Raw genomic sequence first — 25313 nt, 5'->3', positions numbered from 1 at the left:
CTCTTCTATTAACATATATAGAGGGACTATCTTATGCTTTTTCTATAACTGTAATGAATCCTCGTTTCACTTCACTTTTAACAAAATTAAGCTTTCGATCCAATTTGATAATAGCCACATAAGGTTCATCCAATCTAGACTGATAGCGAAGATCATACCAATGTACCTCATACCCATCCATTTTTTCGATAATGTTGGCATGAACGTACTCGGAATGTTTTCTTAAAAAATGAACAAAGGTATCTTTATGTGTTGCAGAGATAATTTTATTTTTTTCATCCGCCTTCACTAGATCTTTTGACCAAGTAATACGATTATTTTCATATTTTCCAAGCTTATAGCGATCATCAAAACTGGCAATAATCCCCCAGTGATTGATGCGGAACATTGGGATTAGCGTATAGGATACGCCGGAACTACTATAGGATAGCAGTTGTTTTTTCAACTTTTGTTGTATGACGTAACGGAGCAAAATATAGAACAACACAAGAATATAAACAGATAAAAATATAATTCCAGGTGGTAATCCAATGATCCATAAAACCGTACCAAGTATATGAAGGAGCATAATAAAAGGATCAAAGATAGGTAGAATATTTAACGCAATCCATTTGTTATTCCATGGTCGTAAGGCTTGTGTTCCATAAATATTACAGATATCGGATAATACATGTAGTAGGACGGCTAAAAAGGACCAAAACAAAAAGGTGGAAAAGTAGAATCCCCCATTAGCAATCGTGGCAACACCTGCAATACCAAGGATCAGAAAACCTTGGGCAGGGATCGAATGACTATAGCCTCGATGCTTTTGAACATAGATCTCATTCCCTCTAAATTTATGAATGACATCTACGTCAGGAGCATTCGATCCTACAACCGTACAAAAAACGATAGATGAGAGTATTTCTGGATGGTGAGCAACGGTCGGATCAAGAAAGGACAAACCCGCTAATCCCACGCCCGTCATAATATGTGTCGCAGTATCCAAAATGGTTTCCTCCCTTTATTATTGCTGATAGTGAAAATGGTGTTAGTACTGACTGCCTCCTGTTGTGTAGCATTTTACATATAATTTTTTCTTATATTCATGAATGTGGATTTTTGTCTCTTGATAGATGTCTCTTATGACAGCATTGGGGTGGCTTTCAAATTGAATTTGTTCGTTGATTGCTTCAGCAATTTGTATAAGTTCATTACTAAAATTCGTGTTTAAGATTACAAACTTTGGCATTTCCTTATCCTCCTTTTCGTTTTAGGGTATTTTTATTTCACAATAAAAGCCCCTTCATATTCACTTATCTACCTCATTGTAGTAAGTGAATATTAAGGGACTGTTAAAATGGTTTGAAAGAAATATTTCATTTTTTATGGTTTAATGGTGCGAGTATTAAAAGTTCAATAATGTCCAGTTTCTCTTTTGGAAAAAGAACCAGCCCACGAGTGCGGTAAAGCTTTTGCATACTCGGGGCTGGTCCTTTTAACATCATCTATACAGGATAAAAATTTAAAAGTATTTTCGTATCGCCGTCAATACTCTGTCTAAATCATGTTCATGTAATTTTCCAATTTTAAATAGTAATTCTTTAAAATGCACTGTGTTTAGTTTAGAACATCTGACAATGGAAGGTTTAGCCAAGCCCGCTTCTTCCCAGTATTCAATCACAACATCAAATTCATTTCTTGCCATTTGGCTTGTAATTGTAGCAATTAACTGGTCTAATTCTACAATTACATTATCATTACTTACGATCACTACCGGTCTTCTTTTTCCATTTAATTCAATTATCCAAACCTCTCCACGTTTGCCTGCCTTACTCATCTTCTTTACCCCAAAAAATTTCCTCTTTCTCTTTTATAATTTGATCTTTTGAGGGTCTGCTGTCAAAAAAATTATCAAATAACATATTAAGTAATTTTATCCGTTCACCATTATCCATTTCTTGAATTGCTTTCATTATTTCATCAGCAGTCATTCATAACCACCTCATTATATAATAGATTTATTTAAATTTATTATACAATAGAATTAATTTTAAATAAAACACTGGTTAGAAGTAAATATAATATAAGGATTAAAGACGAACTCTTTGTGCGTCATTTATTAAAGAAGATGAAAAAATTCTCGTATCTATATAGATATGTGTGTTCTATTTTAGGATCTTTCCCCCTTTTTCTACATAGGAATCCATGATTTCTTTTGGAACCATGCTGCCTCCCGTTCCCCATGATATATGAACGGCATCCTTCATTTTTTCTGTTAAGTTATTTTGATTGATATAATGTCTACCCTCTGGTTCAGTAAATAATCGAGCTGGGCCAGCAATTCCTGCAAGTGCAGACGGTTCTAAGTAGATATTTTCTGTTTGAGCCAACATACTAAGATAAGCAAATAGCTGATCATCTTCAACCGTATAGACCCCACTTATTAGCTGCTCCAATGTTTTGCCAACAAAGCCCGATGGCCGACCAACAGCTAAGCCATCCGCTGCCGTTTTGTTATCAATCCCAAAATCTTGGACTGAAACCTTATCATGCTGCTCGGTTAATAAGCCAAGTAACATACAAGGGGAATGCGTCGGTTCGGCAAAAAAACAGTGGACATGGTCTTTGAAAAGTAGCTTTAGACCAAAAGCCACTCCTCCAGGACCGCCTCCAACCCCACACGGAAGGTACACAAACAATGGATGCTTTTCATTGATTGTGATATTCATCGCTTCCAATTGTTTTTTTAGCCTGGATGCTGCAACGGCATACCCTAAGAATAAATGGGTCGAATTTTCATCATCAATAAAATAGCTATTAGGATCTTCCTGAGATTGTTTTCTACCCTGTTCAACTGCAACACTATAGTCCAATTCATGTTCGACTACTGTTACTCCCTTACTCCGGAGCAGGTCTTTTTTCCACTGCTTTGCATCTACTGACATATGAACCGTTACGTTAAATCCTAGCTTAGCACTCATAATTCCAATACTTAACCCTAAATTCCCGGTAGAACCCACAACGATCGAATACTTGGAAAAGAAATGTCTGAATGCATCACTTTCGAGTTTGCTATAATCATCATCCTTTGATAATAGTTTATTTTGTATGGCTAAATCTTCAGCATGCTTCAAAACTTCATAAATACCGCCTCTTGCTTTAATCGACCCAGAAATCGGTAGATGGCTATCGCATTTTAGAAGCAGTTTTCCTACTATCTTTTCAGTAAACAAACTCTCAAGGGAGCGCTGCATCTCAGGAATTTCTTTTAAAGGCGATTCAATAATTCCATTCATATCCATTGTTTCTGGAAAAGCACTTGCAAGATAAGGTGCAAACCTCATTAGCCTCTCTTCCGCATCACGGACATCCTCGATTCCTAAAGAAACATGTTGAATCGCTCTTTCAAAATCTATGTACTTCGGATTGTTCCAAAAAACCTCCTCAGTTAACATGAGTTTTTCTAGTAATGGATAGTTCTGTATCCATTCATCTTTTGTTTTGCCTAAAATCGTATCCATCTCAGCACCCCTTTGATATTGGTATTTATGTATAGAGTAACAGAATGTATTTACTTTACTTTAGAAGAGGGTGAACAAATCGTCAATGAATAAATAAAGCCGATTTCTCATTATTGAAAAATCGGCATTTATTATTAGTACCAAATTTTTTTACTACACATCCCGCTTTTTAAAACTATAAATCGAAATTAACACAATAAGTACTCCATATAACAACGCATACCCAATCATCAGGTTACTAGGATTTGAGATACTTGTGAACATCCCACCTTGTGCAAGTGACAATGGGCTATCCGACGTGTCAAATAATAAAATTGTCATTTTACGATAGATTGAATCAATTGGAAATACGAGGCTCATCACGATCCCAATATTTACGAGAGTCGTTTTTTCAATTACGGCTCCAAATTGTTCAATAAAACCTCCTATAAACGCCGCGCCATATAAGATAATGGAAACAATGCCTGCATTCAAGGTGGTCATTCGTGTACTTAAAAATAACCCAAATGCGATCAAAACAAATGGCTGAATGGCAAATACACTTACAGCTTTCAATATCTGCATTGGTTTAATGTCCAATGCCATCCATTCCGCACCTATCCCTTGATGAATGAGGATAATACTAAAAAAGAGTCCGATAGCATAAGAGATTAAGAGTAAAGCTAATCCGATAAACTTGCCCAAAACAAATCGGGCTCTAGAAATTGGGCGCATCAACCAAGTATCAATTTGGTGACTTGACACTTCCCCTGAAATAGTACTAACGCTAGACAATATCGCAAGTAGAGCAATGATAAAAGATGAAAAATAAAGGCCGACCCCCATAAGTTGTGATGCGACAAACTGCTGCATTAAAATTACTTGTGTTCCAGCATTCGCCCCCGGTGTATCCTTACCAGCAAAATAAATAGCCGTACCGTAAAGAGCCAGAAATACGAGAGTCATCATAATCGTAATTAAAAAAATTCGCTTTGATACCATTTCTTTAAAGGTTAATTTACTGATTGTCCACATAAGCGTTCTCCTTTTTCTGGTTCACCCAATACAAGAAAACATCCTCTAAATGAGGGATTATGGGTTTCACTTCAAAGATTGAAACTTGGTTTGAAGCTAAGAATTGAATGAGTCTTGGTATATCGGCTTCATGCTCAAGCTGTAACACCCACCTTGTTCGACCCTCTTCCTCTTTTACCTTCTGATTACGTGTCACAAATGAAGGCAGTGCAACTATCGGCTTATCCGTTACAACCTCCACTTTTGCTTCCGTCATCATTAACTCACGCCACGGTCCCTGTGCAACCATTTCGCCTTGATGAACAATCGAAACATGATCACACACTGACTCTACTTCATACAACAAATGACTATTTAAAAAAACGGTTTTACCTTGGTCGCGAAGATACACCATGAGGTCTCGCACATCTTTGCGTCCTATTGGGTCAAGTGCAGATGTTGGCTCATCAAGAAAGACTACTTTCGGATCATTTAAAATAGCACAAGCAAGACCAATTCGTTGGGACATTCCCTTTGAAAAGCCACTTATCCTACCATTTTCTCTTCCTGTCATTCCAACTAACTCGATTACTTCATCAATTCGTTTGTTCCGCTCGCGAACTGGTATCCTACATAATTCAGCATGACTTAGTAACAATTGCCTACCTGTTAACCAATCTGGGTAACGAAATAACTCCGGAAGATATCCTACTTGTTCCCTTGATTTTGTCGTTCCAATCGGTTCTCCGAGAATATAACCTTCACCACTTGTAGGCTGCAGTAATCCAAGAAGTGTACGAACAAACGTGCTTTTCCCGGAACCATTCGGTCCTAAAAAGCCGTATACCATTCCTTCCCCTACCGACAAAGTTACATCAGATATTCCACCTTTTCCATTGTACGTTTTCGTTAATGAATTCGTTTGAATAACGTTCATTCTCTTCCTCCATGATGTTTTATTAAGAAAAGTTCAGAGTGCATTTTTAGCGAGCTCTGAACTTTTCATTTCTTTTACTTCATTTGCTTACCTAATTCAATTAGTTCATCTGCTCCCATTTTACTTTGCGTATAAATCACATGAATATTTCCATCTTCTTGCCAAACCATATAGGAATCCTCGTCACTTTCTACGACAAACCCAGGAGCATCTCCTACACGAACTTCCGTCACGGTAGAACCTTCTCTTTCTACATGAGGAATAGGTAAGCTGGTTTCAATATGATCGATATCTGCAAGCTGTGTCTTCACATTCTCAGGTAAAAATGGTAGAGAAAGCAATGTAGCTTTTACTTCATTGATCGATACTCCTTCAGGAACTTTGATTTCTGGAGATTTTGTTCGCATATATCTGATGTGTTGCTCATTCAGCCTGTAATCCGTTTGAATCGCATCATATGTTGATACGGAAAACGGTTGTTCATCTAAAGCAGCTTCAAATTGTTGTTCTGAACCTAATTGAGATAATAATTGATTTGCTTTTTCGATATTTAAAGTAAAGGTAATGGTTGTTGCTGGAGTCACACTTACTCCTTCAATCTCATATTCTCCTAATTTAGGCACGGAGTAGCCAGCTTCTGCAGCTGATTGGTCCGTTTCATAGAAAGTTGGCTCCCCTGCTGTCTCTGACATTTCCAATTTTCCAATTCCCGCTAAGTCTAACGAACCTTCTTTATTTTCACGGACCCAATTCTCAATTTCACTGATATCACTTTGCGTCAACTTCACCATCTCAAGTTGGTTAACACGGAATAATGATAAAAATTCATTTGCTTCTACTCGAAATTGAGGGATTGCAAATGAGCTAAAGACAGCGGCTGCTGTAACCCCAGTAATAAGTAGACGTTTTGTTTTAGTTTTCAATGTACTCCATTCCTTTCAAACATAGCATTTAATTCGTTATATTGATTATAAGATATTATTTATCGTTTTTCAATAAATTTTTAGTTCTCTTTAATATATTATTATTGATTCACCAAAAAAACTCCAAAGAAAAAAGACTAGGTTTTTATATTTCCCTAGTCATTTACTGTATTTAAAATATACTTCATTGTTCAATTATTGCTTCTTTTAATTATTCGGATTGTTCTGCTGAGCGATTTGAATAAGGTTTCCGCAAGTGTCATCGAAGACAGCTATTGTTACTTGACCAGCATTTGTCGGTTTCATCGTAAATTTCACGCCAAGCTCCATTAATCGTTCGTATTCATTTTGGATATTTTCTACCCCAAACATCGTTGCTGGGATATTTCCAGCATATAACTTCTGTTGATATTCTTTGGCAGTGGGATTGTTATTTGGTTCGAGCACAAGCTCAGTACCTTGCTGATCTTCGGGAGATACAAGTGTAATCCATCTAAATTCTCCCATGGGAACATCATGCTTTTTTACAAAGCCAAGAGTTTCAGAATAAAACTTCAGCGCCTTATCCTGATCTTCTACAAATAAACTAGTAACAATGATTTTCATACTGTATTCCTCCATCGATATTTCCTATGAATAGTACTTGGTAATTGGCAACAATCATAGAATCCTGTTTCCATATTTATCATATCATTTTATCAGTAGGGTCATACTTAGGTAAATAAATAACGGCCTTAAATAAATCTCCATCAACGTGAATATTGAATTTGCCTTTTTGGAGTTCAATGAGGTTTCTTGCGATTGAAAGTCCTAAGCCACTGCCTTGACTGTTTCTGGATTCATCGCCTCGTTTAAATCGTTCCATTAGTTCTTCAGCAGAGATATTTAACTCATAGGCTGAGATGTTTTTAAAAGATATTCGTATTTCGTTGTCTAACTCCTCTATATCTATATAGACTCTTGAACGTTCAAGTGCATATTTAAATATATTCGATAAGACGTTCTCGATGGACCTCCATAATAGTTTCCCATCGGCTGTAACATAGACTTTATTGTCAGGATGATTCAGCTTCATATCCAAGCCCATTGCTTCTATCTTATCATTCACTTCCCCTAGACCCTGGGTAATTAATGACACGATATCAATCTTATCTACTTGTACTGGAATATTTCCGCTAGATGCTTTCGATGCTTCAAATAAATCATCTGTTAGCAGTTTGAGCCTTTGTGCTTTTTGATCAAGTACTTCAATATATTCACTTGCTTTTGTTTGATCCTTTTCATGTTTCAATAAATCAACATACGTGATAATCGAAGTTAACGGATTCCTGATATCATGTGAGACATTGGTGATAAGTTCCGTTTTTAACCGCTCACTTTTCAACTCACTATCTACTGCTTTTTTCAACCCATCTGTAATGCTATTTACATTTGAAGAAAGTTTTGCGAATTCGCCATTTCCTTCAACCTCTATTCGATGATGAAGATTGCCATCCTTAACAATCTCGATTCCTTTTTGAATGTTCTGGAAGGCCTTGACCTTTTTATAAGCAAACCAAGCGGCGATCCCTATCGTAATTGGAAACATGAAAAATGTAATAGCAATCAATAGAGGGTAGCCAATTACAAGTAATACTGTCTTTACAGCAATGCTTCCGCTTTTATAGACATCGCCAATAAATTTCACTAATTTGTAGATGATTGTATAGATCAATGTGTGTTTGAAAAGCGTTTTATTTTTTACATGCTTCACAAGTAGCAGTATCAACAATAATTCCAAAATCGCAATCGGGATTGTGATAATGGTGAACATATTCGTCATATTTTCAAACACATCATCCACTAACGTTATCCATAGTGGAAAAAGAAGAATGCACATAACAATATTTATATCATTATAAAGTCTTTCAACTGGTCGGAAGGTTACCTCTTTATCGCGAAATGACTTTCTACCAACTACAAGCACTAAATAAATAAATGTAAGAATGAATCCTGCTAAGTATCCTAATAATTGATATAAGCTTGAAGTAGCAACTGCTTTTCCTTCTTCCCACGCTTCCGCTTTTTCATTTAAAAATTGATTCGAAAACCCTACAAAAATCACGATGTTTTCCATATCGATTTCATCGATTTGTTCTGTAACACGATATAGATGTTCATTTTTCTCTGTTTCGTTTGGATAAAACTCTTGTTTGTATCCCTCAAATATCATATATGCAGGTGACGTTTCAAACTGTTCTTTTTTCGTTCTCGAACTATTTGCAAACACATTGGTACCATCACTTGCATAAAAGGTTGGCTCGTAATCTTCAAGATTTTGCACAAGCATATGAAACTCTTTCAAATCATCTTTAATCATCTGATCTTTAGCCTCAGTTAGTTTATTTGCATATTCTTCTATAAACTTTTCAAAGTTATTCTCTTCACCTAACTCAGGATTATAAGATCTTGAATGTTGAAACTCTGTGTAATATAAGTTTTCTTCTACTTGCTTCCATTCATCCTGGCGAATGGTTTTGCCACTTAAAATATGTTCCTCACTTTTATATTCACCTAAGAGCCTTGTAAGGTCACCTATCAACCTTTCACTTTCCCTTACATAGGCCATGCTCTCTATGTAATGCTCTTCGGTTACGCTACTAAAATTCCCATCATTTACAATCTCCACTTCAACAACTGCTCGAGCCATTCCTGTAAAACACAAGATCGCAATGATAAAAACAATGATTTTTGTTAAAATCGAGTGGCTATATTTTTTCCACCTTATATCCAACTCCCCACACCACCTTCAAATATTTTGGTTCTTTCGGATTGATTTCGATTTTCTCTCTAATTTTTCGAATATGAACGGTAACGGTATTTTCCGGGTTAAAGGACGGTTCGTTCCATACCTTCTCATATATCTCTTCAATTGAGAATACTCTTCCCGCGTTTTCTGTCAGAAGCCTTACGATCTTATATTGAACTGGTGTAAGATGGACTTCCTCGCCATCAACAGTGACCGTTTTACTCTCATCATCGATAATCAATCCCCCTGTCTGAAATACATTGGCTCTCATATCAAGGCTACCTAATGATGTATATCTTCTCAGCTGAGACTTAACCCTTGCAATCAATTCCAACGGATTAAAAGGCTTCGTCATGTAATCATCTGCGCCAATATTTAAGCCTAATATTTTGTCATGATCCTCCGATTTTGCAGAAAGCATGATTAAAGGAATATTATTCTCTTTCCGAATTTCCATTGTCGCCCTCATTCCGTCCATCTTTGGCATCATAAGATCCATGATAATAAGGTGGATTTCCTGACTTTTAATGACCTCAATCGCTTCTAGTCCATTGGAAGCTTTACATACGGTATAGCCTTCATTCTCTAAGTAAATTCCGATCGCATCGACGATGGCTTGATCGTCATCACAAACCAATATATTCATTACGTTCACTCCTACTTGTGGTGTTCACCATTTCTATCAACTCCTTAGAATTTACTATAAGGAAAGGATATCAATCAAATCTTAACAAACACTGCATGCAATTCTTAAGATTTTCTTATGATTTTAGTTACTGTTCCTATCTAGATATGTGAAAATAAGGGGCAAACAAAAAAGAACACAGACCTTTGGGTTTGTGTTCTCTTTTAATATAATTATTTGATTAAGTGTCAATTACTTCTCATCATACGCATTAAGCGCATTTACACTGTGTGCCAAAGCAGATCCTGCTTTTAATGCGGTCGCAACAAAAATTGCTTCTGTGATTTCTTCTAAATCAGCACCCGCTTTTTTGGCATTTTTCGTATGTAAGTTAATGCAATATGCGCAACCTGTTGTGTGTGCACATGCAACCGCGATTAACTCTTTCTCTTTTTCTGTTAAGTTTTTCGCCTTTAAAGACTTCGTGTCAAAATCAATAAATGCTTTAAATGCCTCACCATTTAAATCAGCAAATTCTTTTAATCTTGCAAAATAAGCCTCTTTATATAGATCCTCATCCCCATTTCCATCATAGGCATTGAGTGCATTCACTCCATGCGCTAAAGCGGATCCAGCCTTCAATGCTGTTGCAACAAAAATAGCCTCTGCCACTTCTTCTCTGCTAGATTCGTTTTTCTTTGCATTCCCAACATGTAAATCAATGCAGTATGGACAACCCGTAATGTGAGCTACCGCCACAGCAATCAATTCCTTTTGCTTCACGGAAAGTTTACCCGCGGCTAATGCTGCGCTATCAAATTTAATAAATGATTGAAATGCTTCAGGTGCATATTTTTTCAATTCTGGTAGTCTTCCGAAATATTCCTTTTTGTACAAACTCATCGTCAATCTCTCCCTTAGCTATTTTTACTAAATAAAATACGACATTTCCCATAAGTTTACTCACCTTATAAATAGGGAAATGCTTCATTTCAGACCGATGAAATTCAAAAGCCCCTTCCGATGAGGAAGAGGCAATATGTATCCCACACTCATCTTTCAAGCAAATGCTTGCTGGAATTAGCACCTAGTTACATTTATTGTAACGGTTGCTGCGGGATCTGCGGACCAGGTTCCTCCCCCGACTCTCGATAAGAGACGTCGTATTTATTTTTGTAATATTTAACAATATTAGCGTACATGAAGTCACATGAGGTTGTCAACTTAAATATCAAATTATTTCGAAAACGACTCTTTTTTGAGAGTACTAAAAAAGGATATAGAAAAAACGACATATACATGTCGTTTAAGATGAATCTTAGATGCTAGAATTGAGGAAAGTCTTATCTATCATAGATTTTATATAAGGTATTCGATTTCTTTGCGTGATACATGGCCAGATCAGCATGGCGAAGAAGTAACTCCATGTCTACCCCATGTTCAGGATAAAAGACAACTCCAATACTTGTAGAAATTTCGGCAATTGAATTTGCAACGTAGATGGGCTGTTGAATGGCCCTCGCGATACTTTTTGCGGTCTCTCTTATTTCTTCTTCGTTTTTTCGTCCATGAAGTACAATCGCGAATTCATCCCCACCTAAACGGTAGACGAGACCAACTGAACCAAGGACTCCAGTTAAACGAGCTGTTACTTTGACTAGTACCATATCACCAGCTTGATGACCATACGAATCATTAACCGTTTTGAGGCCATGTAAATCTAGGTACATAATGGTAAACATTGAATCCTTTTCAATCTCTTCCATTAAATCCATATTGAATTTTAGTCGGTTTGGTAAATCTGTTAATGTATCATGGTAGGCGCGGTACCTTATTAAATCCTCTTCCTTCTTTTTCTCGGTTACATCCCAAAATACGACCTGGACTGCTGATTCTCCGTTCAATTGAATTGGAATTCCACTAACTTCAACATCGATTTCCTGACCATCTAACCGAATGAATTTTTCATATATGGTAGGCTCAAACCGACCATTTTCTTCAATATTTCTAATCCTTCTTGAAACGACAAGACGAAAATCCGGGTGGACAATATTACTTATTTGGATTCCTTCCATCAATTTTGCATGTGTGATACCTAATAATTCTAACGCTGTCGGGTTTGCATATTTGATTATACCTTTTTGATGGACTAAAATACCCAACGGAGAATACTCGACTAGTTGACGATAACGATCTTCACTTTCTTTCAATGCTTGTTCCATCTTTTTCCGTTCCGTGATATCACGATAACTAACTAAAATTGCCTTTTTTTCCATATAAGAGATTGGAACCGCAGAAAAAACTGCATCAACAATACGACCATTTTTACTACGTATTTTCACATCAAAATCAAGAAGATGCTCATTATGATTTAATATTTCTTGGCTACGAATTTGAAACAAATCATGCATAGACGGATCAATAAATTTCCTAATGTTCCCCCCAACCATATCTTCAACGGATGTGTCAACTAGTTTGGCTGCAGACTCATTCGTGTATAAAATAATCTCTCCATCAAATACCAAGATAGGGTCTGGTGAATAGGTTAGGAGGTTGCGAAACCTTTCTTCACTTTCGAGTAAACTAAGCTGTAATTTCTTTTTTTCAGTTATATCTAAAATTTGGGAAATTAAATAGAACGTTTTATCATCTTGTTGAAAAATCGAAACTGAAAGAAAAACCCATACAATGTCTCCATTTTTATGAAAGTATCTCTTTTCCATTTCATAGGAGCCTTTTTTACCCTCTATTAGTTCCTGCACATGTCTTAGGTCTTCCTCTAAATCATCCGGGTGGGTAATCTCTTGAAAAGTAAGAGATAATAATTCCTCTTCCAAATAGCCTGTAATCTTTGATAGTGCTGGATTTGTTTTTAAACACAACCCATCTAGTGAAAACAAGGCCATGCCTATAGGTGAATAATGAAAAGCTTGTTCAAATCGATTAATAAATTGCATTAAAGTACCTCTACTATATAATTTCTCTCTTAACGTATAATACCATCAAATTCATATTATCGTTAGTTTTAATTATTATTATGCTTTAATTTGCCACTTTTATAGTCACTACCTCAACTAACTCCGGAAGTTACAGATTATCGTTCTGCTTTAGTATCCTAAATTGATTCGGGGACATACCTGTATTCCTCTTAAATACTCGCCAAAAATGAACATGATTGGAATAACCCACTTTTCCTGCAATTTGATTCACTTTCAAGGTTGTATGTATTAAATACCTTTTAGCTTCATTTATACGGATCGCATTCAAGTATTCAATAAAACTGCATCCTGTGTATTTTTTAAATAACCTACTAATATACTGCTCATTCACATGAAAATGGTGGGATAGAACACTAAGCTTAATGTCATTTGTAAAATTATTATTAATAAATGTAATCATCTTTTCGATTTCATTTTTACCAGTCTTATCCTGTTGGCTCGAAACTTTCATCGATTCTTTAGGTCTCGCTCCCTCTAACAATCTATTACTTTCAATTAATAGTTGTGATAACAAAGATTTAAGGTATAGATCCCTTTCTTTTAGGTTCTTCTGGTACTCCTCGAATAACCTCATTATGATCGTGTTGATTAAATCTCTTTTATTTTGGGGAATCGATATAATGTACGGACCATTTTCAAAAAGTTGCTTCAAAATATGTTGTTCGCCTAAACCCAAGAAGCACTCCCTAAAATTTATCACCATCCGTTCATACACCTGATTGCTATTCTTTACCGTTTTATGGATCACATTTTTATCAATAAAAACGAGATGCTGATTCTTTACTAGGTACTCTTCCCCATTGATGAGGTAAATCCGTTCTCCTTTGGCTAAATAATAAATTTCGTAATCTTGGTGCAGATGATGTGTTGCCATCGACGGATGGTAACCACTAAAACGATTTATATAAAAAGGCTGTTCACGAAGAGAAACACTTATTTTTTGCACCATAATTCCACTCCTCTGCAAATGAGCCAACAAAGTCCTTAATTTGTTCTTCCATTTGTACTCGATTTTAAACTATTACTCTATTTATGTTCTTTTTATTACATGTTCATCTGCCCATATCCTTCATTTTTTTAGAAATTACAACTTTCCTCCTATTTAATATAAAAGAAACTAGGAAAAAGGCACCCCTCACCTGTGTACAGGCCTTAAACATCTTCGAAAATGTAAACAATAACGTCTTCATCTCACAAAATATGTAATGAGAAGCTTGCTAAACTAATATAGAAGTTTTTGATTTTATTCTAATGAAAGGGTTTACAAACTAATCTGATGGTTACCGTTAGAGGAACGCTAGGAGGTGAAATTTAAAGGTTTGTTAGCATTGGGTTTACATCGAGACTTAATTAAAAAAATTGCAAAGGTGGTATAATATGAAATTTAGAAAAGCATTAGTTTGGATCCTGGTTTTATCCTTATTTGCACCATTTTTCTTAACCGGAAACGGTACGGCTCACGCGGCAGAAATCGATAAGATTCCCAACACTACTAGATCTATAAAAGAGTATGACAATAGTTTTCTAACTGTATCTGGTTATGCTTCATTAGGGGTAAATGACCGAAGTGAATACATTGATACCCCATATTATCGACAGGTTAAAACAGAAAGAGAGTTCTTGCAGGCCATTTTGGATGCACAAGCTGGAAGTGTGAAAGTAATTGAAATCGCCAAGGATTTAAATTTTGGGTGGAAACATTTAAATCTGAGTTCTGAGGAAACAAAGAAGTATCGTTTCATTACGAAATACCGGGATCCTATGAACGGATTTACCAATCCAAAAATAGCAGCTTCTGGTGTTTCACAACTAAATATTGATAATGTTGACGGACTCACGATTTTCTCAAAAAAAGGAAAAACGATTAGATCAGTCGAGTTTAAATTACAACGGTCAACAAATGATATCGTCATTCGGAATCTAAACTTTGATGGCATGTGGCAATGGGATGATACGGGAAAACATAAGGAAGTAGGCTGGACTTTTATTAAAATAAATAGTGCCAATAATGTATGGATCGACCATAGTAAATTTCCGATTGCAGCGGATGGATTAATTGATACAGAGAACGGTGGTTCGAATATCACTATTTCCTGGTCTGAGTTTGGATTACCCGCGGATGAAAATCCTTCAACAGATAGTGATATTTATCAAACGATTCAGTTTATGGAAGAGAAATATGCTTCAAATGAACTGAATTCCGATAGTGTGTATTACAACATGCGTAAGGAAGGTGCCACTAAAGAACAAATCATGGCCTATGCAGCCTATCATAGCAAGGTCCATTTATCAGGTTCAGGTGACAAAGATTATGTGAACTATGTGTCTAGTAGTGGTAATGAGATAAAGGATGGCAATCAAAGAATACGTTTAACACTCGCGTATAATACGTATACCAATGTTGGGCAGAGAATCCCTATGATACGCCAAGGTTCTGGTCATGCGTACAACTTGTATTTGGACAATTCCTCTCATCATGCGATTTTAGAGAATGTTACCGCAATTGCTGAATTCGGTACAGATACACTTTCACGAGCACTAAATGCTAGAAATGGTGCCTCAATTGCAGCAGATACATCTGTATTCAATGACATTAACGAGCCAATCACAGGTGCGGAAATTCAGGGATTAGATACTAAAAATATGGATGCCCAATGGGCTGATTTATTCCAAGCAGCTTATAATAGAAACTTAATTGTAAACTCAAAAATCTCAAATCAATATGGAACGTATACAGGAAGCAGTTGGGACAACAATGGGGAAAATCTATTTACAAAAGGATTTACATGGCATGATAAATCTACGATTGGAAATTGGGCATGGTCTTCTCATATTGTAGGAAGTGAAAATATGAGTAAAATGAACCCACCAACTGACCCATTTATCTTTGAGTATAACTATGACGAGAAACTCCCTTATACGTATAACGTGGTTCCTTTAGACAGCGTTGTTCCAACACTTACAAAATATGCTGGTGCGAACAAAGTAAATATGAGCCCAATCGCCTGGTTAAAAACTGACTACAGTACTAACAGTAAAGGACAGTAATAATAGAGGTTCCGTTCCCAGTTGGGTCACGGAACCTTTGCTTGTCCTATAGATTAATCGGCCACTCCTCAAGATTTTCGGCCATATCCCAGAACATATATTCAAACATACTCGTTTTGACGACGATTTCTTCAAGTACTGCTAAATCTCGCTCTGGTTTTCCACTTGCGATTTCATTGATTAGCGTCTTACAATCTTCAGCCAACGCTGAAAACTCATCGGATGAATACATTTTCACCCATTCCCCATAGAATTCATGATCAACTGCTCCAGGCCATGTTACGAGCTCTTTTCCAATAAAGTTATAGCTCCATGCACAGGCAAGGACTGCTGCGACTACATTTTCTACACCTCCGAGCTGTGCAACGTTCAACATGTAACTTGTGTAAGAAGTTGTAGTTGATGCAGGCTTAGTCGCCTCAAGCTCTTCTGCTGATATTTCAAATTTTGCGGCATATTGACGGTGAAGATCCATCTCCATCTCCAACGTGCCATGTAAAAGGTTTGCAAATATAGACATCGTTTTTAAATCGGGAGCCTTAGCACTCCCTAACGCAAATAGTCGGCAATATTCAATCAGGTACACATAATCCTGCTTCATATAATGCTTAAACTTCTCCTTTTCCAACCACCCCTCGCCAATCCCTTTCACGAAAGGATGCTCCAAATACGAATTCCAAATAGGCTCCACTCGATTCCATAAACGATCAGTAAAAAGACTACTCATATCCATTTTCCCCTTTCTCCTATCTGACTTCGGGGGAGATAAAAAAACCCATAACTAGTGACTAGAAATGGGTTCGGCAATATATAATCGTTTAGTTTACACGTAAACGCGCCAACTCCACTTCCCTACGCTAGTGTTACCTAGATCAGGTTCAAAGGGTCGATATCTCTATCTCTCAGCACAAACATGCTCCCCTAGTCGAATTGTTAGATTATTAAGTTACTAGATACTAGTTAACCATAGCAGATATGAAAAGGCAAGTAAGACAGGTCTATTTGTCCCGCTTGAGTCAATGGACCTGGTCCGAGCATCACGAATAAAAAAACGAGTTGGCATTTATCGCCAACTCATTTTTATCTTAATCATCAAACGCTTAATTCATATACTTTGCAACCAGCGCATAGCATCTTTCCCTTGTCATAGTTGCTTGGGTAGCTACATATTCTAAGGTTTCCGTCGAGCCACCTTTATATTTCAATGATGATTCTTTTGCGGTTTCATCTCTATGTTTAATCCAATTTCGTTGTTCTTCTCGTAATTGATTCATTTGTTCAGAGTCAAGCTGTTCATTTAACATTCCATAAATCTCGTTCAATTTTTCATCCCACTTTTTATACCTTGCCGCCTCTTGTTCTTCCAATTCTGCCATTGTTGCTGTATCTTCGGCGTTTCTATCTGCTTCTTCCATTTTATTTAATTCTTTAAGATATGCATCCTTCATACCTTCGGTTATTTCATTGTTGTTACTAGATTTCGATGTCTCGTCATGTTCAGTCGTAGATGGTTCTTTAGATGTCTCTTCTTTGTTTTTAATCTGAGTATTTTCAGGACTCTCAGATTTATTTGTTTCACCAGACTTCTCATTGGTAGCTGGTTTTTCCTCTGTTTTTAAATTCGTGCTAGTTTCTGATTCTTCGTTTTCTGGTTTAGCATTTGCCTCATCCGTTGAGTTATTACAAGCAACCAACGAGAAAAATGCTATGATGGTCATTACAGTTAGTAATCGCTGTTTATTTTTCATTACACTGCCTCCTCTACTAAATCAGTATATCATAAAATTTTCCAGTAGTTTTTAAGAAAGTTCAAATTATTTATTAAGCAACTCTCACCTAACCCAAACAAAAAACACTCACATTTGTAAGTGTCCTAAAAACTATATTGTATTCCCTTTTTTCTTAGCATCTGCATCCAAGCCAGCACCAAGCGCAATTCCCATGCTCATACCAAACGATATACCTAACGCAAAATTATCAATTATTGTTAATCCAAACACTACACCTATACTCATACCAATAGACATGTATAATGATAGGTAAAATCCTTCTGGCACCAATTTATGCCCCTTCTGGAGATGAGCAACAATTCCTTGGATCACTTGTTTATGATACTTACTGTCCTTATCAATTTCATCAACTTTCGCAACCAGTTTATTAAAATGATTCTTTAGATCCAGTAGATGTTGCTGACATTCTACGCAACCTTCCGAAAAAGACCCCAGTTTATCAACCACTCGTTCACATTTATTTAAATCAAGCTTTTTGGAAAGTTCTTTACTTATGGTACTCCTTAGTTTCTCTATATTTGTTTTAATGTCATCTACATGATTTTCCACTATACCACCGCCTAATGGGATCTTAATTTAGCCAAGGTTCATTTATTTCTTATACCTTATTTACGAATGAAACATGATTTAGTTTCGTTTTTTACTGATAACCACATCCGTAAGAACAGACACAAAATAAAAGAGAGGATTCATTATTATCCTCCCTGTACCATATTTTGCTAAACTACTCCATATATAATTGAATCTTACACACAAATTTAGATCATTATTCTACCATATTTGCGAATGGCCTCTTTCTATGTACCTTTTTAAAACCCTTAATCAGTTGATTTTTTACATCATTAGGATCCTCGACAGGTAGTTCCTTCCAACAAACTATCAAATGATTGATATCCTCAATTTGCCACATAACCCTTCCACCGTAGTGGCTCGCGTTTCTTCCACTACCGAATTTTAATAATTGCTTTATTCTTGAATTCAGAGTAGCAGAGCTTTTTCCACCACCGGCTTTCCCTATATAGATTACTTTCGTATCCTGTACCCAACTTTCATTTAACTTTCCTACTGGAACATTAGGATCTTTCCCTTTAAAATAACCACCTGTACCTTTTCTCAAAAACTCTGGTGAATGATCAGGGGTATAGAGCACCATATAAACCCCTTTAGTATGCGGAACGATCGAATGATTTTGCATCAATTCAGTAATCGGAATATAACCTTCAAAGCCATACTCTTTAATTGATTTAAAATTATTGTAATCCATTTGATCACCTCAATTTATGAGTATGAGTAGACTGAACATTTATTCAAACTAATTCTACGATTATCCATTAAATTTCCATAAATGGTTATGCAAGGAGCATGTTCTTAACAAAAGAAGCCTTTTGGACAATGGTCTGTACTTCGTTCTTAATTGAAAAAAGTGCCTGAACCCTTGACTATGTAATGTACATTAGGGTTTAGACACTTATTTTCTTTAAATATACTTTGCTGTTATAGATCGTTCACAAGCCTTTACCCCTGAAGGTGGGCCTTCATATAAAATTTCTCCACCACCCGTACCTCCGTCTGGGCCTAAATCAATAATCCAATCACTGTTTCGGATGACGTCCAGGTTATGTTCAATGACAATGACTGTATTACCCTTTTCAACTAATTTTTCGATAATCACTAGAATATTGGATACATCGGATAGATGCAGTCCAGTTGTCGGTTCATCTAGAATATAGATATTCCCCTTCTTATTTATCTCTTTTGCGAGTTTCAATCTTTGACTCTCCCCACCAGATAATGTGTTTAGTGGTTGGCCTAAAGACAAATATCCAAGTCCAACAGTAGCCATGCTTGTAAGTTGTCGCTTGATATCTTTTGCTTCAAAAAACTCCACAGCTTCTGCGACAGACATATCCATGACCTCTACAATATTTTTTCCTTTGTACAGGTATTGCAGGACTTCCTGTTTGTAACGGTCTCCTTGACATTCACTGCATTCCATTTCCATTTTATCCATGAAAGATAAGTTAAGCTCTACCGAACCAGTGCCCCCACATGTTTCACAGGCACCTTTTGAATTATAGCTAAAAAGTCCACTTTCCACATTATTCGCTTCTGAAAAAGCTTTCCGAATCGAATTCATAATACCGGAGAAGGTTGCAGGATTGGAACGAATGTTACCATGAACTTGGCTTTGATCTATTCGAATGGAATCTGGAAAATCCTTTGCAAAGACTTCATTCACAAGCGTACTTTTTCCAGAACCTGCTACCCCCGTAACAACTGTAAAAACCCCGATTGGTACACGTATGCTCACATTTTTCAAATTATGGAGGCTACTTTTTCTACTTTCCAAGAATTCATTCACAGGTCTTGGGTTCATTTTAATTTCCAGTTTCTTGTTTAAAAACTGAGCCGTTAATGTATCAGAAGACAATAGACCCTGGTAACTTCCACTATACATAATTTTTCCTCCACCAGTACCCGCATTCGGACCAACATCGATGACATGGTCTGCAATTTGGATAACATCAGGGTCATGCTCTACCACTAATACCGTATTGCCCTTATCACGTAATCTAACAAGTAATTCATTTAATCGGTAGACATCGCGAGGATGAAGTCCAGTGCTTGGCTCATCAAATATGTACATTAATCCAGTTAAGTTACTAGATAAATATTTCACCATTTTAACCCGCTGCGACTCACCACCAGATAAAGTCGGCGTTTCCCTTGTTAAGGTCAAATAATTTAATCCAATGTCACAAAGATTTTTAACTCGTTCTAGTATCCCATCCACAATTGGTTTCGCACTTGGTTCATCAAAGCGTTGAAGTACATCCATTAATTCATCGAGTTGCATTGATGTCAGGTCATAAATGGAATAGCCTCTGAATGTTGAAGACAAGACTTTCTCATTGTACCGTGTCCCTTGGCAGCTAGGGCATGTACCAGTTGTCGTAAATTCTTTGAGCTTTTTCTCGGCAGCTTTCGATGTATCTTTATCTCTATTCACATTTTGTCTCATAAATTTAACGGCCAAGCCTTCATACGTTGTGTTGATTTCGCCATTCATATAATTAACGACGATTTTTTCCTCCCCGGCATAAACCAGCTTTTCATATTCTTCTTTTGTAAAATCTTTTATTTTCTTATCATTGTCGAAGAATCCAGACTCAGCATATGCTTTCCATTGCCATGTCCCTGGACCAAACCCCGGAAGTAAAATCGCTCCTTCATTTAAAGATTTCTCCTTATCTAACGCAGCATCAAGGTTTAATGTTATTGTTCTACCAATTCCTTCACAATGTGGGCACATCCCAGATGGATCATTAAAGGAATATGCATTACTCCAACCAATGCTTGGTTGTGCAAATCGTGAAAATAGAACTCGTAACAGAGGCTGAATGTCAGTAACCGTCCCAAGTGTAGATCGTGCATTACCACCAAGTCGTTTCTGATCAACTATAATCGCAGTGGATAGATTATTAATTTCATCGGCCTCAGGTCGGCCGTATTTCGGCAGAAACTGACGGGCGAAACTACTAAAGGTCTCATTTAACTGACGACCGGCTTCCTGTGCAATCGTATCAAAAACAATCGATGACTTTCCTGAACCAGACACCCCTGTAAAAATAGTAATTTTCCCCTTCGGAATCTGAACATGAACATTTTTCAAATTGTTCTCCCGCCCATTAATCACTTCAATAAACTCCTGCTTCATCCAACCATCATCTCCCTATATTTCGTACAATTTAGCTTGTCCATCTTACCATAACTTGGGACAGAGGGACAGGTCCCGCGTCCCAAACTAGGATACTAAGTAATAGAATTTGTCGTTTTATTTAATAACAGTATTTTCATTTCCTTAAATATACTTTAATTGAATGTTTCTTTTAGAGAATATCATGTTCGTTGTAGCAGTACTACTAATAAATTTTGAGGAGGTTTTAGGATGGGATTGAAAAAAGTTAAGATTGTCGTACTATCTCTTCTTTTAACATTCAGTGCAGTTTCAGTTGTTAGTGCTTCTACATCTACGGTAGAACCGTTAGCACCCGGTACCACAATGATCAAATGGGATGATTTCTCAAATGGTTTTGCTCAAGAAAAATGGTTTTATTTCTCTGCAGGCGATTATGTTGGCAATGATGGAATTGTATCAACCTCCAATCAGGGACTAAAAGTTGTTTCAAGTGGTATTAATCCTACTTCTGGCGAGCCCGCATTTACAAACACCTTAGCACAAGAACACAAAAACGGTGGTCTTCCTGGGGCAATCGACCATGTGAAATGGTTAGCCTATATAAATCATACAGCCTCAACGGGAGTTCCTGGCTTCGATGCTGTTTCTGGGAAGGTGCTTTCATTTGAAACTTGGATTTCTGGAAGAACATTCGGTACTCAATATCACCCTTTTGGAGATGCAGTTGAAGATCCTAATGACATTCGTTTAGCAAGCTTTGCATTTAATACCATGGATATGCAGTCATTTATGGTCTTTGATTTTTTCATTACAAATAATCAAATTTATGCCTTTTATGAGCGTCTTCCACTAGGTAGAGACACATTGGGGAACTATGCAGCATTTTCTTACAAAATCCCAGTTATGAAACGTAATCCTGAAGATGTCCATCGTCTTAAAATTTCCTATGATAAAGACAAAGGAACAATCAGTTGGTATGTAGATAATAGTAGGGTCTTCCAAGTTGATAGAATCGGCCATCACATTGATCGGAAATACATGATATTAGATCATGGAGGGGAAGAAGAACTTGTAAAACCTAATCAATTGGTAGCTGGACTAGGATTATTTACGTTAATGGACGCATTCGCGAACGGAAAAGGCTTAATAAAACTGTCAACTGAAAAAGATTTCTATTTTAATCCAATACATGGAGATCCTACCCCTTTAGAATTTGTAGATAACAAAAGTCTAATAAAGAATCGAATTTTTGGTCAAGGCGCTCAGCTTGAGGTAAAACAAGTGAATGTGCTGTATACACCTTCGAAATAGGACATCATAAAGAATTACAGTTGGCAGAAAAGGGCATAAAGACAGGTTCATCGTCAACTTGGCACCAGATGAAATACACACAATTGACCAGATTTTTAAGTAGTATTTTCTTTCAAATATGACCCCTGTATATGGTAAAATAAAATTCCTTGGCAGGGGCATTTCAAAAAACGAGTTGGCATCTACATGGCCAGCTCGTTTTTTATACGCATCTAAAAAAGTGCACCAATTCCGCCCAATTATCCCCTCTCCTGATCCCATATAAGCAGAATGCTTTAAATTGTTTCCTATAGAATGTATCATTATTTTTGCACGCTAATAAAGTACCACTGATTAGCTAAGTATATAATGGTACTGTTTTTCAGATAACAATCAACTATTAAGGAGGTTACAAACTATGAATGCAGACAATCAATTTATGCTATCAACTTTCACTCTCCCTAATGGAGTTGAATTAAAAAACAGACTGGTCATGGCACCAATGACTAACTTCTCATCTAATCCAGATGGAACTGTTTCAGATGCTGAAGTATCTTACTATGCACGCCGTTCTAGTGGAGTGAGCATGGTGATTACGGCTTGTACATATGTTACACCAAATGGAAAAGGATTCCATGGTGAATTTGCTGGTGACAAAGATGAGATGATTCCGAGCTTATCTCAAATAGCCAAAACCATTAAAGAACAAGGTGCGAAAGCGATCCTACAAATCTTTCATGGCGGAAGAATGTGTCCTCCTGATTTAGTTCCAAATGGAGAAATTGTGAGCGCAAGTGATGTTCCTGCCGTAAGAGGAGGAGCATCAACCGAGGAACCTGATGTAAAACCAAGACCTTTAACTGAAAATGAAGTTGAAGAAATCATAAAAGCATTCGGAGAAACAACTCGTCGTGCCATTGAAGCAGGCTATGATGGGGTTGAAATACATGGAGCTAACGGCTATCTAATTCAACAGTTCTTCTCTCCTCATTCAAATCGTCGTGAGGACCAGTATGGAGGCAGTCTTGAAAAACGTATGACCTTCCCTCTTGCAATTGTAGATGAAGTGCAAAGGGTTGTTAAAGAACATGCGACTCCTGAATTTATTGTTGGATATCGTTTTTCACCAGAAGAACCTGAAACACCTGGAATTACAATGGGCGATACACTCAAACTGGTTGATACATTAGCGAATAAAGGCTTAACTTATTTACATGTCTCATTAGGAGAATTCTTTTCAACAGCAAGAAGAGGCGTTGAAGACACCAACAAAACTCGTATCAAATACTTGCTAGAAACGATTAATAATCGTGTTCCATTGATTGGAGTTGGATCCATTTATTCAGCTGATGATGCTCGCAAAGCCTTTGCAACAGGTGTCCCTTTACTTGCATTAGGTAGAGAACTAATCATTGACCCGGATTGGGTACAAAAAATAGCAGAAGATAAAGAAAACGAGATCATCACAAAAATAGACAAAACCAAACAAAAAGAACTAGTCATTCCAGATCCACTATGGAATGCAATCATTCACACCCCTGGCTGGTTCCCAGGAGTCTAAGTGGTACCGAGTGACAGGTCGATTGTCCTACCCTTTTTTTTAAAAAAAAGGGACACTGAACTGCCAGTGTCCCTTTTGCATTACTAATAAACCTTATCCCCCTCTAACTAAGCCTAAGCTTAATCCTCAATTAACTCTATTTTAATCTTTTATAGCTGGGTATTCGATATAGGTATCAGCAACTTTTGGAAGGTTTAATGAAGTGAAATTTTCCCAATTTATTTTATCTGCGGTAGACTTCGATAAGATAATTGTTACAATCGGTCCGATTTTAGCATTTCCATATGCATCTTGTAATGGAAAGACCCAATCGAGTGTAACTTCAGAAACGTCATCCCTGTTTGTATAAATCTCTTCAAAGATATCGGTACTATCCCGTTGTATACTTTTGCGAATTGTATTTTTTGTAAAGTTATCGTCAGCTACAGCCTGTACCCACACGACATCTCCATCAACAGAAACCTTATATACTCGATTTTTCAGCTCTTCATCATCGTGATTCGATGTTTCGCCTGCTTCCTTCTTAACTGCGTATTCAACAAAGCCACTTAAATCTTCAGGTACTTTTTCTTCTTCAGCCGTCTGTTCTTCATTAGGTTGATCTTCTTTTTCCGCAACATCATTTTTGCTTTCCTCTACTGGTTCTTCTTTTTCCGTTGCCATATCATCCGTTTGATTTTGCCCCTCTTGTGGTGCAGGAGGAGCTTGATCTTCCTCATCCCCACCTAATATGGCAGCACAAGAGCCAATAATGATAATAAGAATTAATAACCCAAGACAGCCAAGACAACCTTTCTTTTTCTTATTACTTTTCTCTTCAGCCAATATAAACACCACCTTATAAATTTTGTTCCCTTATTTTTTGAAGACGAACTGTTTTTATACAGTTGTTCAATAAAGAAGCTAAGTATAAAGGTTATCTGAAGTGGAAACATAACAACATCTAAAGGTGACTTCAAATTTGGAGGTGAAAAAACATGTTAAGGGATTCAAAAGTGGATGCGAAGGGGCATATAAAAAACAAACAAGATTCTAATAAGCAAACAAAAAATAAACCTGAAACGAAGTAGGGACAGAGGGACAGGTTTAGAAATAAAAAAGACCAACCATAATGGTTGATCTTTTTTGTCTTGCCTAGCGACGTCCTACTCTCACA

General features: G+C 36.9%; 23 protein-coding genes and 2 riboswitches. Of the genes, 3 read left to right on the top strand and 20 right to left on the bottom strand.

The features are described 5' to 3' along the window. Positions 1 to 31: 31 nt before the first annotated feature. From CKJ95_RS19065 to CKJ95_RS19005, 14 genes are all read right to left on the bottom strand, one after another. Positions 32 to 988 (bottom strand): metal-dependent hydrolase, encoded by a 957-nt coding sequence (locus tag CKJ95_RS19065; protein ID WP_099355037.1) that lies wholly within the window; start codon positions 986 to 988, stop codon positions 32 to 34. Positions 989 to 1030: 42 nt separating this feature from the next. After that, positions 1031 to 1231, bottom strand: coding sequence for a hypothetical protein (locus CKJ95_RS19060; protein WP_099355036.1), 201 nt, complete (start codon positions 1229 to 1231; stop codon positions 1031 to 1033). A 273-nt stretch (positions 1232 to 1504) separates the two neighbouring features. Further along, positions 1505 to 1819: a type II toxin-antitoxin system PemK/MazF family toxin gene (locus CKJ95_RS19055; RefSeq protein ID WP_099355035.1), complete on the bottom strand. Its 315-nt coding sequence runs from the start codon at positions 1817 to 1819 to the stop codon at positions 1505 to 1507. Next, positions 1812 to 1973, bottom strand: a complete 162-nt coding sequence (locus tag CKJ95_RS23560; RefSeq protein ID WP_180271587.1) for a hypothetical protein — start codon at positions 1971 to 1973, stop codon at positions 1812 to 1814. The genes CKJ95_RS19055 and CKJ95_RS23560 overlap by 8 nt, the downstream gene beginning before the upstream one ends. Positions 1974 to 2147: 174 nt before the next feature. Then, a complete protein-coding gene (locus tag CKJ95_RS19050) occupies positions 2148 to 3503 on the bottom strand; it encodes a D-serine ammonia-lyase (protein WP_099355034.1) in 1356 nt (451 codons plus the stop codon). Between the two features lie 153 nt (positions 3504 to 3656). Next, on the bottom strand, positions 3657 to 4517 hold the full coding sequence (locus CKJ95_RS19045; RefSeq protein ID WP_099355033.1) for an ABC transporter permease subunit: 861 nt from the start codon (positions 4515 to 4517) through the stop codon (positions 3657 to 3659). Further along, positions 4501 to 5433: an ABC transporter ATP-binding protein gene (locus tag CKJ95_RS19040; protein ID WP_099355032.1), complete on the bottom strand. Its 933-nt coding sequence runs from the start codon at positions 5431 to 5433 to the stop codon at positions 4501 to 4503. The genes CKJ95_RS19045 and CKJ95_RS19040 overlap by 17 nt, the downstream gene beginning before the upstream one ends. A gap of 74 nt (positions 5434 to 5507) precedes the next feature. Next, a complete protein-coding gene (locus CKJ95_RS19035; protein WP_099355031.1) occupies positions 5508 to 6356 on the bottom strand; it encodes a hypothetical protein in 849 nt (282 codons plus the stop codon). Positions 6357 to 6563: 207 nt separating this feature from the next. Beyond that, positions 6564 to 6962 carry a VOC family protein gene (locus CKJ95_RS19030; RefSeq protein WP_099355030.1) on the bottom strand — a complete coding sequence of 133 codons (399 nt, stop codon included), beginning with the start codon at positions 6960 to 6962 and terminating at the stop codon, positions 6564 to 6566. A gap of 79 nt (positions 6963 to 7041) precedes the next feature. Beyond that, the gene (locus CKJ95_RS19025) at positions 7042 to 9129 is read right to left on the bottom strand and encodes a HAMP domain-containing sensor histidine kinase (RefSeq protein ID WP_099355029.1); all 2088 of its coding nucleotides are present in this window, start codon (positions 9127 to 9129) and stop codon (positions 7042 to 7044) included. After that, complete coding sequence (locus CKJ95_RS19020; RefSeq protein WP_099355028.1) at positions 9104 to 9790, bottom strand: response regulator transcription factor; 687 nt, start codon at positions 9788 to 9790, stop codon at positions 9104 to 9106. Before CKJ95_RS19020 ends, CKJ95_RS19025 begins: the two co-directional genes overlap by 26 nt. A gap of 231 nt (positions 9791 to 10021) precedes the next feature. After that, entirely contained in the window at positions 10022 to 10672 is a 651-nt protein-coding gene (locus CKJ95_RS19015) for a carboxymuconolactone decarboxylase family protein (RefSeq protein WP_099355027.1), read from the bottom strand. A 146-nt stretch (positions 10673 to 10818) separates the two neighbouring features. Next, a riboswitch (SAM riboswitch) is annotated at positions 10819 to 10927 on the bottom strand. Positions 10928 to 11112: 185 nt separating this feature from the next. Beyond that, the gene (locus tag CKJ95_RS19010) at positions 11113 to 12726 is read right to left on the bottom strand and encodes a PAS domain S-box protein (RefSeq protein WP_099355026.1); all 1614 of its coding nucleotides are present in this window, start codon (positions 12724 to 12726) and stop codon (positions 11113 to 11115) included. 130 nt (positions 12727 to 12856) lie between these two features. Then, positions 12857 to 13717, bottom strand: a complete 861-nt coding sequence (locus tag CKJ95_RS19005) for an AraC family transcriptional regulator (RefSeq protein WP_099355025.1) — start codon at positions 13715 to 13717, stop codon at positions 12857 to 12859. Positions 13718 to 14145: 428 nt separating this feature from the next. Here CKJ95_RS19005 and CKJ95_RS19000 point away from each other — a divergent pair, with 428 nt between their 5' ends. Further along, positions 14146 to 15816, top strand: a complete 1671-nt coding sequence (locus CKJ95_RS19000) for a pectate lyase family protein (protein WP_099355024.1) — start codon at positions 14146 to 14148, stop codon at positions 15814 to 15816. 46 nt (positions 15817 to 15862) lie between these two features. On the opposite strand, the gene tenA is transcribed toward CKJ95_RS19000, so the two are convergent. From tenA to CKJ95_RS18975, 5 genes are all read right to left on the bottom strand, one after another. Further along, positions 15863 to 16543, bottom strand: coding sequence for a thiaminase II (tenA, locus tag CKJ95_RS18995; RefSeq protein ID WP_099355161.1), 681 nt, complete (start codon positions 16541 to 16543; stop codon positions 15863 to 15865). A gap of 105 nt (positions 16544 to 16648) precedes the next feature. Further along, a riboswitch (TPP riboswitch) is annotated at positions 16649 to 16749 on the bottom strand. Between the two features lie 167 nt (positions 16750 to 16916). Next, entirely contained in the window at positions 16917 to 17564 is a 648-nt protein-coding gene (locus CKJ95_RS18990) for a lysozyme inhibitor LprI family protein (RefSeq protein ID WP_099355023.1), read from the bottom strand. A gap of 132 nt (positions 17565 to 17696) precedes the next feature. Next, entirely contained in the window at positions 17697 to 18155 is a 459-nt protein-coding gene (locus CKJ95_RS23920; RefSeq protein WP_257215862.1) for a hypothetical protein, read from the bottom strand. 217 nt (positions 18156 to 18372) lie between these two features. Next, positions 18373 to 18870 (bottom strand): hypothetical protein, encoded by a 498-nt coding sequence (locus tag CKJ95_RS18980; RefSeq protein WP_099355022.1) that lies wholly within the window; start codon positions 18868 to 18870, stop codon positions 18373 to 18375. A gap of 213 nt (positions 18871 to 19083) precedes the next feature. Next, positions 19084 to 21324 (bottom strand): ATP-binding cassette domain-containing protein, encoded by a 2241-nt coding sequence (locus tag CKJ95_RS18975; protein WP_099355021.1) that lies wholly within the window; start codon positions 21322 to 21324, stop codon positions 19084 to 19086. Between the two features lie 231 nt (positions 21325 to 21555). On the opposite strand from CKJ95_RS18975, the gene CKJ95_RS18970 reads away from it, so the two are divergent. Next, entirely contained in the window at positions 21556 to 22617 is a 1062-nt protein-coding gene (locus CKJ95_RS18970) for a DUF6081 family protein (protein ID WP_099355020.1), read from the top strand. A gap of 397 nt (positions 22618 to 23014) precedes the next feature. After that, complete coding sequence (locus tag CKJ95_RS18965) at positions 23015 to 24157, top strand: NADH-dependent flavin oxidoreductase (RefSeq protein ID WP_099355019.1); 1143 nt, start codon at positions 23015 to 23017, stop codon at positions 24155 to 24157. 141 nt (positions 24158 to 24298) lie between these two features. On the opposite strand, the gene CKJ95_RS18960 is transcribed toward CKJ95_RS18965, so the two are convergent. Beyond that, the gene (locus CKJ95_RS18960) at positions 24299 to 24982 is read right to left on the bottom strand and encodes a hypothetical protein (protein WP_099355018.1); all 684 of its coding nucleotides are present in this window, start codon (positions 24980 to 24982) and stop codon (positions 24299 to 24301) included. Positions 24983 to 25313: the final 331 nt, after the last annotated feature.

The sequence above is a fragment of the Fredinandcohnia onubensis genome (genome assembly GCF_002734285.1).
Lineage (GTDB): Bacteria > Bacillota > Bacilli > Bacillales > Bacillaceae_L > Ferdinandcohnia > Ferdinandcohnia onubensis_A.
Note: the sequence above shows the minus strand (reverse complement) of the source record. Positions and strands in the feature narration are given on the sequence as shown.

Bases quoted from the DNA above. Each gene is read 5' to 3' on its own strand.
- CKJ95_RS19060 (WP_099355036.1), bottom strand. From the start codon at position 1,231: ATGCCAAAGTTTGTAATCTTAAACACGAATTTTAGTAATGAACTTATA.
- CKJ95_RS19055 (WP_099355035.1), bottom strand. From the start codon at position 1,819: ATGAGTAAGGCAGGCAAACGTGGAGAGGTTTGGATAATTGAATTAAAT.
- CKJ95_RS23560 (WP_180271587.1), bottom strand. From the start codon at position 1,973: ATGACTGCTGATGAAATAATGAAAGCAATTCAAGAAATGGATAATGGT.
- CKJ95_RS19050 (WP_099355034.1), bottom strand. From the start codon at position 3,503: ATGGATACGATTTTAGGCAAAACAAAAGATGAATGGATACAGAACTAT.
- CKJ95_RS19045 (WP_099355033.1), bottom strand. From the start codon at position 4,517: ATGTGGACAATCAGTAAATTAACCTTTAAAGAAATGGTATCAAAGCGA.
- CKJ95_RS19040 (WP_099355032.1), bottom strand. From the start codon at position 5,433: ATGAACGTTATTCAAACGAATTCATTAACGAAAACGTACAATGGAAAA.
- CKJ95_RS19030 (WP_099355030.1), bottom strand. From the start codon at position 6,962: ATGAAAATCATTGTTACTAGTTTATTTGTAGAAGATCAGGATAAGGCG.
- CKJ95_RS19020 (WP_099355028.1), bottom strand. From the start codon at position 9,790: ATGAATATATTGGTTTGTGATGACGATCAAGCCATCGTCGATGCGATC.
- CKJ95_RS19015 (WP_099355027.1), bottom strand. From the start codon at position 10,672: ATGAGTTTGTACAAAAAGGAATATTTCGGAAGACTACCAGAATTGAAA.
- CKJ95_RS19010 (WP_099355026.1), bottom strand. From the start codon at position 12,726: ATGCAATTTATTAATCGATTTGAACAAGCTTTTCATTATTCACCTATA.
- CKJ95_RS19005 (WP_099355025.1), bottom strand. From the start codon at position 13,717: ATGGTGCAAAAAATAAGTGTTTCTCTTCGTGAACAGCCTTTTTATATA.
- CKJ95_RS19000 (WP_099355024.1), top strand. From the start codon at position 14,146: ATGAAATTTAGAAAAGCATTAGTTTGGATCCTGGTTTTATCCTTATTT.
- tenA (WP_099355161.1), bottom strand. From the start codon at position 16,543: ATGAGTAGTCTTTTTACTGATCGTTTATGGAATCGAGTGGAGCCTATT.
- CKJ95_RS18990 (WP_099355023.1), bottom strand. From the start codon at position 17,564: ATGAAAAATAAACAGCGATTACTAACTGTAATGACCATCATAGCATTT.
- CKJ95_RS18980 (WP_099355022.1), bottom strand. From the start codon at position 18,870: ATGGATTACAATAATTTTAAATCAATTAAAGAGTATGGCTTTGAAGGT.
- CKJ95_RS18975 (WP_099355021.1), bottom strand. From the start codon at position 21,324: ATGAAGCAGGAGTTTATTGAAGTGATTAATGGGCGGGAGAACAATTTG.
- CKJ95_RS18970 (WP_099355020.1), top strand. From the start codon at position 21,556: ATGGGATTGAAAAAAGTTAAGATTGTCGTACTATCTCTTCTTTTAACA.
- CKJ95_RS18965 (WP_099355019.1), top strand. From the start codon at position 23,015: ATGAATGCAGACAATCAATTTATGCTATCAACTTTCACTCTCCCTAAT.